At 74.0% G+C, this 17,345-nt stretch carries 16 protein-coding genes; 4 read left to right on the top strand and 12 right to left on the bottom strand.

Annotation, left to right across the window (positions count from 1 at the left end; translation table 11 throughout):
• Positions 1-15: 15 nt before the first annotated feature.
• Positions 16-2,151: an acetyl/propionyl/methylcrotonyl-CoA carboxylase subunit alpha gene (locus ACUXPL_RS05305; RefSeq protein WP_454182376.1), complete on the bottom strand. Its 2,136-nt coding sequence runs from the start codon at positions 2,149-2,151 to the stop codon at positions 16-18.
• Positions 2,152-2,158: 7 nt separating this feature from the next.
• Complete coding sequence (locus ACUXPL_RS05310; protein WP_454182378.1) at positions 2,159-3,775, bottom strand: carboxyl transferase domain-containing protein; 1,617 nt, start codon at positions 3,773-3,775, stop codon at positions 2,159-2,161.
• A gap of 113 nt (positions 3,776-3,888) precedes the next feature.
• On the opposite strand from ACUXPL_RS05310, the gene ACUXPL_RS05315 reads away from it, so the two are divergent.
• The gene (locus tag ACUXPL_RS05315) at positions 3,889-4,536 is read left to right on the top strand and encodes a TetR/AcrR family transcriptional regulator (RefSeq protein ID WP_044660003.1); all 648 of its coding nucleotides are present in this window, start codon (positions 3,889-3,891) and stop codon (positions 4,534-4,536) included.
• 104 nt (positions 4,537-4,640) lie between these two features.
• Positions 4,641-5,114, top strand: a complete 474-nt coding sequence (locus ACUXPL_RS05320) for a GNAT family N-acetyltransferase (protein WP_051995227.1) — start codon at positions 4,641-4,643, stop codon at positions 5,112-5,114.
• Positions 5,115-5,219: 105 nt separating this feature from the next.
• Here ACUXPL_RS05320 and ACUXPL_RS05325 read toward each other — a convergent pair whose 3' ends face one another.
• From ACUXPL_RS05325 to rpsB, 9 genes are all read right to left on the bottom strand, one after another.
• Positions 5,220-6,647 (bottom strand): dihydrolipoamide acetyltransferase family protein, encoded by a 1,428-nt coding sequence (locus ACUXPL_RS05325; protein WP_454182380.1) that lies wholly within the window; start codon positions 6,645-6,647, stop codon positions 5,220-5,222.
• Positions 6,644-7,699, bottom strand: coding sequence for an alpha-ketoacid dehydrogenase subunit beta (locus ACUXPL_RS05330; protein ID WP_044659478.1), 1,056 nt, complete (start codon positions 7,697-7,699; stop codon positions 6,644-6,646). Before ACUXPL_RS05330 ends, ACUXPL_RS05325 begins: the two co-directional genes overlap by 4 nt.
• A gap of 8 nt (positions 7,700-7,707) precedes the next feature.
• Entirely contained in the window at positions 7,708-8,862 is a 1,155-nt protein-coding gene (pdhA, locus tag ACUXPL_RS05335; RefSeq protein ID WP_454182382.1) for a pyruvate dehydrogenase (acetyl-transferring) E1 component subunit alpha, read from the bottom strand.
• 155 nt (positions 8,863-9,017) lie between these two features.
• On the bottom strand, positions 9,018-9,617 hold the full coding sequence (locus tag ACUXPL_RS05340; protein ID WP_180537151.1) for a DivIVA domain-containing protein: 600 nt from the start codon (positions 9,615-9,617) through the stop codon (positions 9,018-9,020).
• A gap of 49 nt (positions 9,618-9,666) precedes the next feature.
• Positions 9,667-10,503 carry a phosphatidate cytidylyltransferase gene (locus tag ACUXPL_RS05345; RefSeq protein WP_180537150.1) on the bottom strand — a complete coding sequence of 279 codons (837 nt, stop codon included), beginning with the start codon at positions 10,501-10,503 and terminating at the stop codon, positions 9,667-9,669.
• Positions 10,504-10,528: 25 nt separating this feature from the next.
• Positions 10,529-11,086, bottom strand: coding sequence for a ribosome recycling factor (frr, locus tag ACUXPL_RS05350; RefSeq protein ID WP_002857704.1), 558 nt, complete (start codon positions 11,084-11,086; stop codon positions 10,529-10,531).
• Between the two features lie 53 nt (positions 11,087-11,139).
• Positions 11,140-11,907 (bottom strand): UMP kinase, encoded by a 768-nt coding sequence (pyrH, locus tag ACUXPL_RS05355; protein ID WP_454182384.1) that lies wholly within the window; start codon positions 11,905-11,907, stop codon positions 11,140-11,142.
• Positions 11,908-12,099: 192 nt separating this feature from the next.
• The gene (gene tsf, locus ACUXPL_RS05360; RefSeq protein WP_454182386.1) at positions 12,100-12,936 is read right to left on the bottom strand and encodes a translation elongation factor Ts; all 837 of its coding nucleotides are present in this window, start codon (positions 12,934-12,936) and stop codon (positions 12,100-12,102) included.
• 103 nt (positions 12,937-13,039) lie between these two features.
• On the bottom strand, positions 13,040-13,897 hold the full coding sequence (gene rpsB / locus ACUXPL_RS05365) for a 30S ribosomal protein S2 (protein ID WP_180537148.1): 858 nt from the start codon (positions 13,895-13,897) through the stop codon (positions 13,040-13,042).
• A 404-nt stretch (positions 13,898-14,301) separates the two neighbouring features.
• On the opposite strand from rpsB, the gene ACUXPL_RS05370 reads away from it, so the two are divergent.
• On the top strand, positions 14,302-14,976 hold the full coding sequence (locus tag ACUXPL_RS05370) for a peptidoglycan DD-metalloendopeptidase family protein (protein ID WP_454182388.1): 675 nt from the start codon (positions 14,302-14,304) through the stop codon (positions 14,974-14,976).
• On the opposite strand, the gene ACUXPL_RS05375 is transcribed toward ACUXPL_RS05370, so the two are convergent.
• Complete coding sequence (locus tag ACUXPL_RS05375; protein WP_454182390.1) at positions 14,912-16,108, bottom strand: glycosyltransferase; 1,197 nt, start codon at positions 16,106-16,108, stop codon at positions 14,912-14,914. The genes ACUXPL_RS05370 and ACUXPL_RS05375 overlap by 65 nt on opposite strands.
• A 315-nt stretch (positions 16,109-16,423) precedes the next feature.
• Between ACUXPL_RS05375 and ACUXPL_RS05380 the strand changes: the two genes are divergently transcribed.
• On the top strand, positions 16,424-17,314 hold the full coding sequence (locus ACUXPL_RS05380) for an NlpC/P60 family protein (protein WP_454182392.1): 891 nt from the start codon (positions 16,424-16,426) through the stop codon (positions 17,312-17,314).
• The last annotated feature ends 31 nt before the right edge of the window (positions 17,315-17,345 follow it).

The following is a 17,345-nucleotide window of genomic DNA, read 5'->3' on the forward strand; positions in this document are numbered from 1 at the left end:
GGTCCTCTCCTGTTCTCAGGCGTTCTCTGCGGGTGCTGCGTGCTCGGTGGGCTCGACGACGGCGATCAACGCCTGCGCGGCCACGGCGTCGCCCTCGGCGACGTGGACGGTCACGATGCCGGCGACGGCGGCCGTGACGGGGTGCTCCATCTTCATGGCCTCGACCACCGCCAGCTCCTGGCCCGCGGCCACGGTGTCCCTGGTGGCCACGGACACGGCGACGACGGTGCCCGGCATGGGCGTGCGGGCCTCGGGGGACGCGGCGCCGGCCGGGGCACGGCGCGCGGCCGCGGCCGCGCGGGCGGCCTCGACCACCTCGGCCCGGGTGAGGCGGCGGACCTGCCACGCGGCGCCGTCGCGGTGCAGCCACGCCGAGCGCGGGTCCCGCGGGTCACCGGCCAGGAGGTTGACGCCCGCCAGGGCTCCGGCGTCCTCGTCCACCTCGGCGTCGGCGGCGGGGGCGGTGAGGATCCGGTGCTCGTCCCCCACCCGGACGCGCATCCCGGGCTGCGGGGCGCCCGCGGCGCGCCAGCCGTCCGCCCGGGCCCACGCGGTGCCGGCCGCGCGATGCTCGGCGACGGCCGCGTCCTCGGACACGTCGGCCAGGGCCTCGGCCGCGAGCGCGGCGAGGTCCTCGGGCAGCGCGGGGGCGGTCCACGCCTCGAGGCCGTCGATCAGCTCGGTGGTGAGCCGGCCGGCCCGCACATCCTCACGGGCGGCGAGCTCGCGCAGCCAGCCCAGGTTGGAGCGGACGCCGAACAGCACGGTGTCCGCGAGCGCGGCGTCGAGCCGGTCCAGGGCCTCGGCGCGGTCGGCGCCACGGGCGATGAGCTTGGCGATCATCGGGTCGTAGAAGCCGGTGATCGCGGGCTGTGCGCCGTCGACGTCCACGGGGTCCACGGCGCCGGCGGCGGGCCGCGCCTGCAGCCCGGAGCCGAACGCGCGCTCCTCGGACGGCCGCGAGGGCAGCAGGAGCGTGTCGACGCGGACGCCCTCGCCGGCGGGCTCGCGCCAGCGCAGCACCGGCCCGGTGGAGGGCAGGAAGCCGTTCGCGGGGTCCTCTGCGTAGACGCGGGCCTCGACGGCGGCGCCGTCGAGGCTCACGTCCGCCTGGGCGAAGCCGAGCGGCTCCCCCGCGGCGATGCGCAGCTGCAGCTCCACGAAGTCCAGGCGCTGTCCGCGCACCCGGACGACCTCCTCGGAGACCGGGTGCTCCACCTGCAGGCGGGTGTTCATCTCCATGAAGAAGAACTCGTCCGGGTTCTCGTCCGAGACGAGGAACTCGACGGTGCCGGCACCGCGGTAGCCCACGGACACGGCCGCGTCCACGGCGGCCCGGCCCAGGCGCTCGCGGAGCTCGGCCCCGTGCGCCAGCCCGGTCAGCAGGGGCGCGGGGGCCTCCTCGATCACCTTCTGGTGGCGGCGCTGCAGGGAGCACTCGCGCTCACCCAGGTGCACGGTGGCGCCGTGGGCGTCCGCGAACACCTGCACCTCGATGTGCCGGGGCGCGGTGATGAGCCGCTCGAGCAGCAGCGTGTCGTCGCCGAACGTCGAGCGCGCCGTGCGCCGGGCCGAGGCGAGGGCGCCGGGCAGCTCCTCGGCGGCGCGCACGGCCACCATGCCCTTGCCGCCGCCGCCCGCCGAGGGCTTGATCAGCAGCGGGAAGCCGACGCGCTCGGCCTCGGCCGTGATCTGCTCGTCGGTGAGCGTGGGGTCCTGGATGCCGGGGACCACCGGCACGTCGTACGCGGCCACGGTCTCCTTCGCGCGGATCTTGTCCGCCATCGCGTCGAGCGAGCCCACAGGAGGGCCCACGAACACGATGCCGGCCGCCTCCAGTGCGCGGGCGAAGTCGGCGTTCTCGGACAGGAAGCCGTAGCCGGGGTGCACGGCCTGGGCGCCGGCGCGGCGCGCGGCGTCGACGACGGCGTCGATGTCCAGGTAGGACTCGCGGGCCGGGGCCGGGCCGAGGCGGACCGCCGTGTCCGCCTCGCGGACGTGCCGCGCGTCGGCGTCGGCGTCGGAGTGCACGGCCACCGAACGGATGCCGAGGCGGCGCAGGGTGCGGATGACGCGCACGGCGATCTCGCCGCGGTTGGCCACCAGCACGGTGTCGAACAGGGGCGTCCCCTGGGCGTGGTTCTCGGTCACGGGTGCCTCACATGCGGAACAGGCCGAACCGGGAGTCCGGCAGCGGGGAACGGGAGATGACGTCGAGGGCCAGGGAGAGCACCCGGCGGGTCTGGCCGGGGGTGATCACACCGTCGTCCCAGAGGCGGGCGGTGGAGTACAGGGGGCTGCCCTGGTCCTCGTACTGCCGGCGGACCGGCGCCTGGAAGGCCTCGACCTCCTCGGGGGACATCGGCTCCTCCCCCGCGGCGGCCCGCTGGTCCTGCTTGATCTGCGTGAGCACGGAGGAGGCCTGCGGGCCGCCCATCACGGAGATGCGCGCGTTCGGCCACATCCACAGGAAGCGGGGTGAGTAGGCGCGGCCGCACATCGCGTAGTTGCCGGCCCCGAACGAGCCGCCGATCACCACGGTCAGCTTGGGCACGCGGGCGGTGGCGACGGCGGTGACCATCTTGGCGCCGTCGCGCGCGATGCCGCCGGCCTCCGCGTCCCGGCCCACCATGAAGCCGGAGATGTTCTGCAGGAACAGAAGCGGGATGCCGCGCTGGTCGCACAGTTCGATGAAGTGCGCACCCTTGCGGGCGGAGTCGCCGAACAGGATGCCGTTGTTGGCGAGGACGCCCACGGGGTGGCCGTCGATCCGCGCGAACGCGGTGACCAGGGTGGTGCCGTGGAGGGGCTTGAACTCGTGGACGGAGCCGCCGTCCACGAGGCGGTCGATCACCTCGCGCACGTCGTAGGGGGTGTTCACGTCCACGGGCACGACGCTGGTCAGCTCGGCCGGGTCCTTCGCGGGCTCCGCGGCGGGGGCGACCTCCCAGGCCGGCGCCTCGGCCGGGGACAGGGTGGCCACGATGTCCCGGAGGATCTGCATGGCGTGCAGATCGTCGTCCGCCAGGTGGTCCGCGACGCCGGAGCGCTCGGCGTGCAGCCGGCCGCCGCCGAGGTCCTCGGGCGAGACGTCCTCCCCGATCGCGGCCTTCACGAGCGGGGGGCCGCCGAGGAAGATGGTGCCCTGCTCGCGCACGATCACGGTCTCGTCCGACATGGCCGGCACGTACGCGCCGCCCGCCGTGGAGGAGCCGCACACCGCGGCCAGCTGCGGGATGCGCCGCGAGGAGAGCAGCGCCTGGTTCCGGAAGATGCGGCCGAAGTGCTCGCGGTCCGGGAAGACCTCGTCCTGGCGGGGCAGGAACGCGCCGCCGGAGTCCACGAGGTAGATGCACGGCAGGCGGTTCTCCAGGGCGATCTCCTGGGCCCGCAGGTGCTTCTTCACCGTCATGGGGTAGTAGGTGCCGCCCTTCACGGTGGCGTCGTTGCCGACCACCATCACGAGGCGGCCGTGGACCAGGCCGATGCCCGCCACGACGCCCGCGGCGGGGCTGTCCCCGTCGTACAGGCCGTGCGCGGCCAGCGCGCCGACCTCAAGGAAGGGCGAGCCCTCGTCGAGCAGCGCGTCGATGCGGTCCCGCACCAGCAGCTTGCCGCGGCCGGTGTGGCGCTCGCGCGAGCGCTCGGACCCGCCGAGCGACGTGCGGGCGACGAGGTCGGCGAGCTCCTGCTCGAGCCGGGCGTGGCCGGCCGCGTTGCGCTCGGCCACGGTGGGCGCGGACTGCGCGGCCGGGGCCGGGGTGCTGGCGGTCATGAGACCCCCTTCAGTGAATGACGACTAACTGAACCGAGCCTCAGTGTAGTGATGATCGTCACTGACGTCGACCGGGCGCCCGGCGCGCCTCGTCCCGTCCTACAGTGGATCCCATGCCCGCCGCCGATCCCGCGTCCCCCGCCGCCCCGGCGACCCCGCCGACCGCCCGGGAGGCCGCCAAGGCCCGACGCCGGGTGGACCTGCTCGCGGCCGCGGCGCGACTGTTCGCGGCCCGGGGCTTCGACGCGGTCCGCCTCGAGGACATCGGCGCCGCCGTCGGGATCAGCGGCCCCGCCATCTACCGCCACTTCGCCGGCAAGGCGGCCGTGCTCACGGCGATCCTCGACACAGCCTCACAGGACCTGCTCGACGGCGGGCTGGCCGCCGAGGCGCAGCACGCGCCGGGGGCGGAGACCCTGCGGGCCCTCATCGGCTTCCAGGCGGACTTCGCCCTCGCCCAGCGCGACGTGATCCGCGTGCAGGACCGCGACATGTCCGCCCTGCCCGACGGCGCGCGCACGGCCATCACGCGCACCCAGCGCGCCTACATCGACGTGTGGGCACGCCAGCTGCAGGTCGTCCACCCCCACGAGGACCAGGCCACCGCCGTGTTCCGCGCCCAGGCCGTGCTGGGCCTGCTCAACTCCACCCCCCGCTCGGTGCGGCGCACCGCGGCCGACCGCGCGGCCCGCCGCGCGACCCTCGTGGCCATGGCCTGGGCCGCGGCCACGGCCCCCGGCCCGCTGTCCGGCGAGGACTGAGCGGGCGGCACCGGCCCGGCGGGTCGGCGTCGTGCCCGGTGGTACGGTGGCCGGTACCCGCGACGGCGGACGCCGTCGAACCCCGCCCCGAGAGGTCCACCGCCGTGCTTCTTCGTGACGTCCGACCCGAGGATCTGGACGAGTTCTTCCTCCACCAGCAGGACGAGCAGGCCAACCTGATGTCCGCCTTCGCCCCCCGCAACCCCCGGGACCGCGGCGTCTTCGACTACCACTGGGCCCACCTGCTCGGGGACGAGGACACCGTCGTGCGGACCATCGAGCACGAGGGTCGCGCCGTGGGCGCGCTTGTGTGCACCCAGCAGGACGGCGTGGGCGAGCTGTCCTTCTGGACCGCGCAGGACTACTGGGGCCTCGGTCTGACGACCGCGGCCGTGGACCGGTTCCTCGAGGAGCACACCGCCCGCCCGCTGCGGGCGCACGTGCCCGAGGACAACGTGGGCTCGGTGAAGGTGCTCTCCCGCCGCGGCTTCGAGACCGTCGGCGAGGAGAAGGTCTTCTCCAACGCCCGCGCCGAGGTCATCACCGAGCTCGTGATGGAGCTGCCCGCCGCCGACTGAGCGCGCCCTGCGGCCCCCGCCGTGTCGGCGGCCGCGCCGGTCTGCCACGACGACGGCCCCGCCTCCCGGTGCCCGGGTGGCGGGGCCGCGGCGCGTCCGGCGCCGTCAGACCATGGTCAGGGTCAGACCCGGGCGACGCAGGATCGCGCCGACGTCCGCGAGGAAGCGCGAGCCCTGCTTGCCGTCCACGAAGCGATGGTCGAACGAGAGGGACAGCGTCATGACGTCCCGCAGGGCGATCTCGCCGCGGTGCTCCCACGGCATCCTCCGGACCTGGCCGATCGCGATGATCGCCCCCTCGCCCGGGTTGATGATCGGGGTGCCCGCGTCCACGCCGAACACACCCACGTTCGTGAGCGTGAAGGTGCCGCCGGCCAGGTCCGCCGGGGACAGCCGCCCCTCGCGGGCGAGGCCCGTGAGATCGCGGATGGCGTCGGCCAGCTCCCTCAGGCTCATCGCCTGGGCGTCCTTGACGTTCGGCACCATCAGGCCGCGGGGGGTGGCGGCGGCGAAGCCGAGGTTGACGAAGTTCTGCTGCACGATCGTGCCGGCGGCCTCGTCCCACCGGGCGTTGACGTCCGGGGTGCGCTCCATCGCCACGAGGCACGCCTTGGCGGCGAGCGTCATGGGCGTGAGCTTGACGTCCCGGAACTCGCGGGAGGCCTTGAGCTCGGCGAGCAGCTCCATGGTCTCGGTGACGTCCACCTGCAGGAACTCGGTCACGTGCGGGGCGGTGAACGCGGACTGCACCATGGCCGCCGCGGTCGCCTTGCGCACGCCCTTGACCGGCACGGCCTCGGTGCGCGGGCGGCCGCCCAGGGTGCGGACGCCCCCGGCCGCAGCCGACTCGGCGCCGGACTGCGGCGGCGCCGCCGCGGCCGCGGGCTGCCCGCCCCCGGCCAGGAACGCCTCGACGTCCGCGCGGGTGATGACCCCGCCCGCGCCGGTGCCGGTGACCTGTTCCAGATCCACGCCCGCGCGGCGCGCGTACAGGCGCACGGGCGGGGTGCAGCGAGGCCGCTCGCCCGGCGCCGCCACGGGGGCCGCGTCCGCGCGGTCCGGCTCGGCGGCCTCGGGCTGCGGGCGCCCGGCGCCGGCCGGGGCCGCCTCCGACGTGGACGGCGCCTGTCCGCGGGCGGGCTCGCCCGCCGGGGCGGCCGACGTCGCCGGGGCCGCGGAGCCGCGCCGCGCACGGCGGCCGGGCTTGCCGGTGTCCGGTGCGGCGCCGTAGCCGACGAGGGTGGGCACGCGACCGTCACCCTCGGCGGGCCCGCCGACGTCGGGCTCGGCGCCCTCGAGGGTGAAGGTCACCAGGGGCGCACCGACCTCGAGGGTCTCGCCCTCGGCGCCGTGCAGGGCCGCGACGACGCCCGCGAACGGGCTCGAGACCTCGACCACGGCCTTGGCCGTCTCGACGTCGGCGAGCACCTGGTTCACGGTCACCGCGTCGCCCTCGGCCACGCGCCACGTCACGATCTCGGACTCGGTCAGGCCCTCGCCGAGGTCGGGCAGGCGGAAGGTCTTCTGGCTCATCGGGTCTCCTCCCCGGCGTTCTGGGCGGCGAGGAACTGCTCGGCGGTCTCGGGGGCGGCGAACGCGTCCACGGAGTCCAGCGAATTCGGCCGGCCCAGAGCACGGTCCAGGCCGTCGAGGATGCGGTCGAGGTCCGGCAGGTGCAGGTGCTCGAGCTTGGACGGCGGGTAGGGCACGTCCATGCCGGTGACGCGCACCGGCGGGGCCTCGAGCCAATGGAACGCGCGCTCGGCCACCGTGGCCACGAGTTCGGCGCCGAGGCCGCCGGTGCGGGAGGCCTCGTGCGCCACGACGAGTCGGCCGGTCCGCCGCACCGAGGACTCGACGAGGCCGGTGTCCAGCGGGGACAGGCTGCGCAGGTCGACCACCTCGACCTCGACGCCCTCCTCGGCTGCCACCTCGGCGGCCTGCAGGGCGGTCTTCACGAGCGGGCCGTAGGCCACGAGCGTGGCGTCCCGGCCCTCGCGCAGGATGCGGGCAGGGCTCATCGGCGGGATTGCGACGTCCAGGTCCACGTCGCCCTTGTCGTGGTAGCGACGCTTGGGCTCGAGGTAGACCACCGGGTCTTCCGAGGCGATCGCGGCGCGGATGAGGTCGTACCCCTCCTGTGGGGAGGACGGGGAGACCACGCGCAGGCCCGCGGTGTGCAGGAAGTAGGCCTCGGGCGACTCGGAGTGGTGCTCCGGGGAGCCGATGCCGCCGCCGAAGGGGATGCGGATGGTGACCGGCATCGGCACGGCGCCGCGGGTGCGGGCGCGCAGCTTGGCCAGGTTCGCCACGATCTGGTCGAACGCCGGGTACACGAAGCCGTCGAACTGGATCTCGACGACGGGCCGGTAGCCGCGCATCGCCAGGCCGATGGCCGTGCCCACGATGCCGGACTCGGCCAGCGGGGTGTCGAGCACCCGGTCCTCGCCGAACTCGGCCTGCAGGCCGTCGGTGATGCGGAACACGCCGCCGAGGGCGCCGATGTCCTCGCCCATGAGCAGGACCTTGGGGTCGTCGGCCAGGGCACGGTGCAGGCCGCGGTTGATCGCCCGGCCGAAGGTCATGCGCTCGCTCACGCGCCCGCCTCCTCGTCGTCGAACTGCTGCAGGTAGAGCGCGTGCTCGCGGCGCTGCCGCTCGAGCTCCTGGTGGGGCTCCGCGTAGATCTCGTCGAAGAGCCTGTCCGCGCCGTCCTCCTCGAGCGCCTCGAGGGCGCGGCGGACCTCGGCCGCCAGCTCGTCGGCCTCGGCCTGGGCCTGTGCGAGCACGGCGTCCACGTCCACATCGAGGGTGCGCAGGTGCGCCTCCACGCGGGTCAGCGGGTCACGGGCCTTCCAGGCCTCGAGCTCGGCGTCGTCCCGGTAGCGGGTGGGGTCGTCCGCGGTGGTGTGCGGGCCCATGCGGTAGGTGACGGCTTCGATGAAGGTGGGACCGCCCCCGTCGGCCGCGCGCTCGACGGCGGCGCGGGTCGCGGCGAGCACGGCCAGGACGTCGTTGCCGTCCACGCGCATCGACGGGATGCCGAAGCCCCACGGGCGGTCCGCGATGCTGCGGCGGGTCTGCAGGCGCACGGGCTCGGAGATGGCCCAGTGGTTGTTCTGGCAGAAGAACACCACGGGCGACTGGTACGAGGCGCTGAAGACCATGGCCTCGTTGACGTCGCCCTGGCTCGTGGCGCCGTCGCCGAAGTAGACGATCGTGGCGACGTCCGCCTGGTCCCGCTGGACGCCCATCGCGTAGCCGACGGCATGCAGGGCCTGCGCGCCGATGATGATCTGCTGGGTGGCCACCCGCGTCTCGTTCGGGTCCCAGCTCGAGAACGTGGAGCCGCGCCACACCCGCAGCAGGTCCAGCGCGGGGACGCCGCGCAACAGGGCCACGCCGTTCTCGCGGTAGGACGGGAAGACGAAGTCGTCCGGGCGCAGCGCGACGGCGGAGCCCACCTGGGCGGCCTCCTGGCCCAGCAGCGGCGGCCACAGGGCCAGCTCGCCCTGACGCTGCAGGTGCGTGGCCTCGACATCGAGGCGACGGACCACGGCCATCTGGCGGTACAGCGCGGCGAGGGCGTCGGCGTCGACGTCCTCGATCCACGGGTCGAGCTCCGGCTGCGGACGGCGGCGGCCCTCCGTGTCGAGCACCTGGAGCATCACGGCCTCGGCCGGGCCCGCCAGGGGCGGAGAGCCGGCGGACTGTCCGCCGGTGGGACGGGTGTGGTCCACGAGGGTCACTGGACTGCCTTCCGATCGACGCCCACGGTGCGGGGCGAGGGAGTTGTACGCATGCGCGAGCAGGGGTGGAGCGCGCGGCGTCTCGGTGGTGTGATTGTAATCACGGTAGTGTGATCTGCGCCACTCTCCCGGGGCCGCCGCGCGAGGGCCGGGTGTCAGGCGCGGCGCAGCAGCACGTCGACGGCGGCGTCGAGGTAGGCGTCGACCTGGCCCTCCTCGTAGCCGGCGGCACCCTCCGCCTCACCGAACGACGCGCGGCGCACGTCGTCCGCGGTCAGCCCGCCCTCGGCGTCGGGATCCGTCGAGCCCTCCGCGCCGGCCAGGGTGACGCGCAGGCGGTCCACGAGCGCGTCCACCTGGTCCACGTCGTAGCTCACGGCGTCCGCGCGGGAGGGGCGGCGGAAGCGCTCCGCCGGGGCCCGGTCGGCGCGGGCCACGAGTTCGGCCACGCGCTCCTCGAGGTCCGCGGCCCAGTCCTCGTCCCCGCGCTCGGCGACGAAGGCCTGACGCTCGGCGGCGGCCAGCTCCTCCTCCAGACGGTCCAGCTCGTCGTCCACCTCGTCGGTGGCGTAGCCGCCGTTGACGGTCGCGAAGCGGACCTGGCGCACCTCCTCCGCCGTCAGCGGGGCACCGCCGTCGCGCGCCTCACGGGCACGCGCCATGAAGGCGTCCACGTGGGTGGTCTCGTAGCCGATCTCGTCCTGCTCGACGAGCTCGAAGACCGGCTCGGCGTCCGGGGTGGTGCGGGGGGTCATGGGCGTCTCCTGCGGTGCGGGTCCCGGCCGTGCCGGGTCGAGGGGTGGATCAGGTCAGAGGCAGCGCCAGCACGGTGTAGGCCACCGGCGAGGCGAACACGAGGGAGTCCAGGCGGTCCATCACGCCGCCGTGGCCGGGCAGGGCGGAGGACATGTCCTTGATGCCGAGCTCACGCTTGACCATGGACTCGGAGAAGTCCCCCGAGGTGGCGGCGGCGACGGTGGTCACGCCGAGGACGGCGCCGATCCACCACGGCTGGCCGACCAGCAGGGGGACGGCGACGACGCCCACCAGCATCGAGCCCGCCAGGGAGCCGGCCAGGCCCTCCCAGGACTTCTTGGGGCTGATGCGCGGGGCGATCGGGGTGCGGCCGAAGCGGTAGCCCACGATGTAGCCGAACGTGTCGTTGGAGACCACCATCAGCAGCAGGATCGCCACCATGAGGTGCCCCAGGGGCTCGTCCAGCAGCGCCACGGCGAAGGAGAGCAGGAACGGCGCCCACAGCACGATGAACACGCCCGCGAGCATGAACTGGCCCGCCGGGCGCCGGCGCGTCAGCGCCGTCCACACGGCCACCAGGGCCAGGCACGCCACGAGGGCGACGAACAGCGCGGGCACCCCCCATCGCCACGCCGTGAGCGGCAGGACCGCCGCGGCCACCCAGAGCGGGGGCCGCGGCACGTCCAGGCCGATGCCGCGCACCGCCGTCGCGATCTCGGACACCGCGCCGACCAGCAGGGCGACCATGAGCACGACCAGCAGCCAGTCGAGCCAGAAGAGGCCGACCAGCGCCGTCGCCAGCAGCCCCACCCCCACGAGGACGGCGGACTTGAGGTCGCGGCCGCCGCGCGGGGGTGCGGGCGAGGTGGACACGGTGGAGGTCATGGAGCGAGCGCGGACGGCGGGAGGCTCAGACCTCCAGCAGCTCCTGCTCCTTGTTCTTGGCCATCTCGTCGATGAGCTCGACGTGGCGCTTGGTGAGCGCGTCCAGCTCCTTCTCGCCGCGGGCGCCCTCGTCCTCGCCGACCTCGCCGTCCTTGACGGCCTTGTCCATGGCCTCCTTGGCCTTGCGGCGGGCGTTGCGCACGGAGATCTTGTGCTCCTCCGCCTTGGACTTGACCAGCTTCACGTACTCCTTGCGGCGCTCCGCGGTCAGCTCCGGCATCACGATGCGGATGACCTTGCCGTCGTTGGACGGGTTCGCGCCGACCTCGGACTCGGACAGGGCCTTCTCGATGTTGCGCAGCGCCGACTGGTCGAACGGCGTGATGAGCAGCGTGCGGGCGTCCGTGGTGGTGAAGGACGCCAGCTGCTGCAACGGGGTGAACGAGCCGTAGTAGTCGACCATCACCTTGGAGTAGAGGCCCGGGTTGGCGCGGCCGGTGCGCACGGAGGCGAAGTCCTCACGCGTGGCCTCGATGGTGCGGTCCATCTGCTCTTCGGCGGACTGCAGGGTCTCCTGGATCACGGTGTCTCCTCGGTGTGGTGGATCAGGTCTGCCGCCATCCTACGCGGCGGGCCTCAGACGGTGACGGTGGTGCCGATCGGCTCGCCGAGCAGGGCGCGGGTCACGTTGCCCGGGCCCTCCATGCCGAACACGCGCATGTCCAGGTCGTTGTCCTTGCACATGGTCATGGCGGTCAGGTCCATCACGCGGATGTTCCGCAGCAGCGCCTCGTCGTAGGTCAGGTGCGTGAGGCGCTCGGCGGTCGGGTCCTTCTTGGGGTCCGCGGTGTAGACGCCGTCCACGCCGGACTTGGCCATCAGGACCTCGTCCGCCCCGACCTCGAGGGCGCGCTGGGCCGCCACGGTGTCCGTGGAGAAGTAGGGCAGGCCGGTGCCGGCGCCGAAGATCACGACGCGGCCCTTCTGCATGTGGCGGATGGCGCGCAGCGGGATGTAGGACTCCGCCACCTGCTCCATGTGGATGGCGGACTGCACGCGCGTGGTGACCCCGGCCTGGATCAGGAAGTCCTGCAGGGCCAGGCAGTTCATCACGGTGCCGAGCATGCCCATGTAGTCGGCCCGACGGCGGTCCATCCCGTTCTCGGACAGCTCCGCGCCACGGAAGAAGTTGCCGCCGCCGACGACGATCGCGATCTCCACCTGGTCCGCCGCGGCGGCGATCTGCTCGGCGATGCCGCGGACGGTCTCCGGGTCCACACCGATCTTGCCGCCGCCGAACACCTCGCCCGAGAGCTTCAGGAGCACGCGACGGCGGCCGGTGTCGTCCGAGGTCTGCGGGGCGTGGGCGATGGTCGGGTCCTCGGGGGCGCGGTTCGTCTCCATGGGAAGCATCTCCTGGTCGGTGGGGGTCGGGCCGGGGGCGGACACGCGGACGGGGTGGCCGCCCGGTCGGGGCGGCCACCCCGTCATGCGATGGTCGTCGGCGCCGTCCGGCGCCGGAGTGGACCTCGGGTCGCTCCCGATCCTACGCCCCCGCGGGGCGCGGACCGGGAGCGGCCGGTCCGGGTGCGGCGGTCAGTTGCCGACGCGGAAGCGGGCGAACCCGGTGACGTTGGTGCCGGCGTCGGAGGCGACCTTGCCGACGGTCTGCTTCGGGTCCTTCGCGAACGGCTGGTCCACGAGCACGATCTCCTTGAAGAAGCCGGTCAGGCGGCCCTCCACGATCTTCGGCAGGGCCTGCTCCGGCTTGCCCTCGGCACGGGCGGTCTCATCGGCGATGCGACGCTCGTTCTCGACGGTCTCGGCCGGCACGTCCTCACGGGTGAGGTACGTGGGCGAGTAGGCCGCGGTGTGCACGGCGATGTCGTGCGCGGCGGTCTGGGCGTCGGCGGAGTCGGCGTCCACGGCGAGGAGCACGCCCACCTGGGCCGGCAGGTCCTTGGAGGTCTTGTGCAGGTAGGCGTCCACGAAGGCGCCCTCCACGCGGGCCAGGCGGCGCACGGCCACCTTCTCGCCCAGCAGGGCGCCCTCCTCGGTCACGTAGTCGCCCAGGGTGCGGCCCTCGTAGTCGGAGGCCAGCAGGCCGTCGACGTCGGTGGCGCCGGAGGCGACGGCGGCGCGCAGCACCACGTCGCCGAGGGCGATGAACTTGTCGGCCTTGGCCACGAAGTCGGTCTCGCAGTTGAGCTCGATCATGACGCCGACGCCGTTCTCGACGGTCGCGGCCACGAGGCCCTCGGCGGCGGAGCGGCCCTCGCGCTTGGTGGCGCCCTTGAGGCCCTTCACGCGGATGATCTCGATGGCCTTCTCGGCGTCGCCGTCGGCCTCGTCCAGAGCCTTCTTCACGTCCATCATGCCGGCGCCGGTGCGCTCGCGCAGGGCCTTGATGTCAGCAGCGGTGTAGTTCGCCATGCTCGTTCGGTCCTTCCCGTGGTGTGGGTTGTGCGGGATGTTCGGGGTCTGATCCGGTCCGTCGGCCCGGCCGGGTGGGGCCGGGCCGACGGACCGGCCGGGATCACTCGCCCTGCGGGGCGGCCTCGGCGGCGGGGGCCTCGGCCTGCTCGGCCGGCGCCTCGGCGGCGGAGGCCTCGGCCTGCTCGGCCTGCTGGGCGTTGTGCTGCTCGAGCAGCTCGCGCTCCCACTCGGCCATCGGCTCGGCGGCCGCCTGGCCGGACTTGCCGCCCTGGCGGGCGATCAGGCCCTCGGCGACGGCGTCCGCGACCACGCGGGTCAGCAGGTTCACGGAGCGGATGGCGTCGTCGTTGCCCGGGATCGGGTAGGCGACCTCGTCCGGATCGCAGTTGGTGTCCAGGATGGCGACGACCGGGATGCCGAGCTTCTGGGCCTCGTCGACGGCCAGGTGCTCCTTCTTGGTGTCCACGACCCACACGGCGGAGGGGGTCTTGGCCATGTTGCGGATGCCGCCGAGGTTGGCCTGCAGCTTCTCGAGCTCACGGTTGAGCAGCAGCAGCTCCTTCTTGGTGAACTGCGAGCCGGCCACGTCCTCGAAGTCGATCTCCTCGAGCTCCTTCATGCGCTGCACGCGCTTGGAGACGGTGGAGAAGTTGGTCAGCATGCCGCCGAGCCAGCGGTGGTTCACGTAGGGCATGCCCACGCGGCCGGCCTGCTCCGCGATGGCCTCCTGGGCCTGCTTCTTGGTGCCGACGAACAGGATGGTGCCGCCGTGGGCGACGGTCTCCTTGACGAACTCGTAGGCGCGGTCGATGTAGGACAGCGACTGCTGGAGGTCGATGATGTAGATGCCGTTGCGCTCGGTGAAGATGAAGCGCTTCATCTTGGGGTTCCAGCGGCGGGTCTGGTGGCCGAAGTGGACACCGGAGTCGAGGAGCTGGCGCATGGTCACGACGGGCATGACGTTCCCTTCTGTGGCAGCCGTGGCACCCCGCGCTTCACGCGCGGGCGGTCTGCCGGTCGATTTCTTGACGGTTGGCGGCCGGCCCGGTCGGGCGGCCCCTGGCATCACGACGGCGGGCTGCCGGGCCCCACGAGCACCCGCGCCGACGCCCTCTCCAGGAGGACGGCGGGGACGGGACCGAGCGTGGGGGCTGGGCCGCTGGAGCGACCCACCGCGATGCGCGGAGTCGGCGTCCGGGGCACAGCACAGGGCCGGTCACAGGACACCGCTGGGGTGAATCCTACCCCAGGTGGGCGACCGCTCCCATCGCCGACTCCTGCACAGGGGCCGGTGCGGCGGGCGCTCTCCACGATCGGACTGCGGGCCCGCCGCGCGGCCGCCCGGGACGCCAGGCTGACGCCATGACCCCTCGCACTCTCCTCCCCCGTCCGCTCCCGCGCCCGCACATCGCGGGCTGCGTCGCGGCGGCCCTGCTCGCCTGGCTCGTCCTCGCCCTGGGGGTGGGCGGCCTCGTCCCCGTGTCGCGGGCCGCGTCCGGACCGTCGGCACCCGACGCGCGGCTGCTCGTCGCGGCGTCCCCGGCCGGTCCGGGATCGACGGCCGCGCCGGTCGCGTGGCACGCGCCCGTCGCCGGCGCCGCCCCGGATGACGTGCTCCGCGCGTTCGTCGCGCCCGAGCGACCGTGGGGCCGGGGGCACCGGGGCGTGGACTTCGCCGTGCCGTCCGGCGCGGCGATCCGGGCGCCGGCGACGGGCCGGGTCGTGTTCGCCGGGGTCGTGGTCGACCGCCCCGTGCTGACCCTCGAGCACGAGGACGGGACCCGCAGCTCGCTCGAGCCGGTGGAGGCCGACGTCGCGGTGGGGGCCGTCGTCGACGCGGGCGACCCCGTGGGGCGGCTGGCCGGGGCGCCACCCCACTGCCCGCGGGCGTGCGTGCACTGGGGCGTGCGGGAGCCCGACGCCTGGCGGGTGGGGGACGCGGCCTTCGACCGCTACCTCGACCCGCTGGTGCTCATCGGCTGGAGCGGCCCGTCCGTGCTCTGGCCGCACGCCGCTCCGCGCCCAGCGCGGCCGTGAGGTCCAGGAGTCGGCGGGCGGACTCGTCCCAGCTGAACCGGGCCGCCTGGGCGACGCTCGCCCGGGAGGCCACGGCGAACTCGGCGGGGTCCTCGAGCTCCCGCACTCGGGCGGCGAGCGCGGCCGCCCGGTCCCCCTCGAGCGGGACACCCCGGAAGGACGGGGTGCCGGCGCCGGCGATCTCGCGGAAGATCGGCAGGTCCGAACACACCACCGGCGTGCCATGGGCCATCGCCTCGGCCACGGGCAGGCCGAAGCCCTCGGCGTGGGAGAGCGTGACGGCCGCGGTGGCCCGGCGGAGCAGGCGCACGTACTCGGCCTCGTCGGTGCCGTCGTGGAACACCACGTCCGCGCCGGCGGCCCCCGCGGCGGCGCGGCGCTCGGCCAGCCGGGCCTCGAGCTGCCCGCGGCGCTCCGGGCTGATGCGGGAGAGCAGGTGCAGCGCATAGCCCGGCAGCAGGGGCGCGGCGGCCACGAGGGACTCGACGTCCTTGTAGTCCATGAACGAGCCCATGTAGAGCAGCGTGCGGTCCGGGGTCTCGTCCGGGTCCCGCGGCTCCGGGACCGCCTGCGCCGCGTTCGCGATGACGTGGACCCGACGCCGGGTGAGGCGGTGCCGGGCGATGAGCTCCGCCGTCGTCCGGGAGACCGTGGCGACCGCGTCCGCGCGGTCGAGCAGGAGCCGCTGCGGGGTCTTGGTCAGGTGGTAGGCCCGCCAGAGCCAGCGGATCGGCTCGGGCAGGTTCCGTGGCGGGGTGCGGTGCTCGTAGTAGATGAGGTCGTGGAGCGTGAGGATCAGGGCGTAGTCCCGCCCCCATGAACCCATGGTCTGCATGGGCGAGAAGACGACGTCCGGCCGCAGGCGCGCGACCTGACGGGCCACGAACGGCTCGCGTGGGGAGGTGGGGCCGGAGACGAGGTGCCACGGCACGCCGTCCGGGAGCAGGGCCAGCTGTCGTTCGTCCGAGATCAGCATCGCGATCTCGACGTCGGCCCCCTCCGGGCCCGGTGCGGCGGCCCGGCGGGCGACCGCCTCGATGAGGCTCGCGCCGTAGCGGGAGATGCCGTCGTGGAAGTCGGTGCGGGTGTAGCGGGCGTCCATCAGCAGGCGCAGGGGGCGGGAGGGGCTCACCCGGACCACGCTAGCGCCGCGCCGGAGCGGGGCGGGGACGGCCGCGCGCGGAGGGTGCCGAGCGGGGGGGGGTGTCGAGCACCGTGCGGCCACCTGGGCGTCATCCGAATTTCTGATTGCGTTTCGATAACGATCGTGTATCTTGATCACGGATCGGTTACGACCGGTCCGCCACACCGGGGCTTCCTCCGCATTCTCGCGTACCCGGTCATCCGCACTGCTCGTCAACTCGCACCCGCGGTCCGGCCTCGCTCCGGGCACCGCCCCGAGGCACCACCCTCATGGGCCGCAGGTCCTGTCCGGGAAGAAGATCCGATGTCCGTGACCTCCTCGCGCGCCGCTTCGCGTCGCGCCCCCCGCACCGCCGCCGCCTCCGTGGCCCTCGCCCTGGGAGCCGCCGCCCTGACCGGCGTCGGCACCGTGTCCGTCGCCGAGACCGCCCAGGCCGCCGAGACCACCTACACCGTCCGCTCCGGCGACGGCTGGTGGATCATCGCCCAGCGCACCGGCGTCTCCATGTCCACGCTGCAGTCGCTCAACGGCATGACCGCCGCGACCGTGCTGCACCCCGGCATGGTCCTCAAGACCTCCGGCACCGCCACCCCGGCCCCGGCCCCGGCGCCGTCCACCTCGGGATCGACCTACACCGTGCTGGCCGGCGACGGCTGGTGGATCATCTCCTACCGCACGGGGGTGTCCGCCTCGAGCCTGCAGTCCATCAACGGCATGAGCTCCTCGACCATGCTGCACCCGGGGATGGTCCTGAAGACCACCTCGGTCTCCACCTCCACCACCAGCGCCCGCTCCGCTGCCCCCGCGCCGGCGCCCGCGTCCAAGCAGGCCGCCGTCGACTATGTGCGCGCCGCCGTCCGGAACCCGTCCTCCTATTACGCGTGGGGCGGCAACGGCCCCTCCGGCTTCGACTGCTCCGGCCTCACCCAGCAGGCCCTGGCCCAGGCCGGCATCTCCATCCCGCGCCGCGCCGGCGACCAGTACCTCGCCGCGAAGTCCTACGTGCCGATCTCCCAGGCCCAGCCCGGCGACCTCGTGTTCTACGCGAACCAGTCCACCGGCCGCATCTACCACGTGGCGATGTACATGGGCGGCGGCCAGCTCGCGCACGCCCTCAACGAGGACCTGGGCCTGGTGTTCACCTCCACGTCCATGATGAAGTCCGACATGCTCGCGGTGGCCGCGCGCTACTGAGCGCCCGGCACGACGACGGCCCCCGGCCCGC

It is taken from the genome of Micrococcus sp. 140720015-1 (assembly GCF_053627595.1).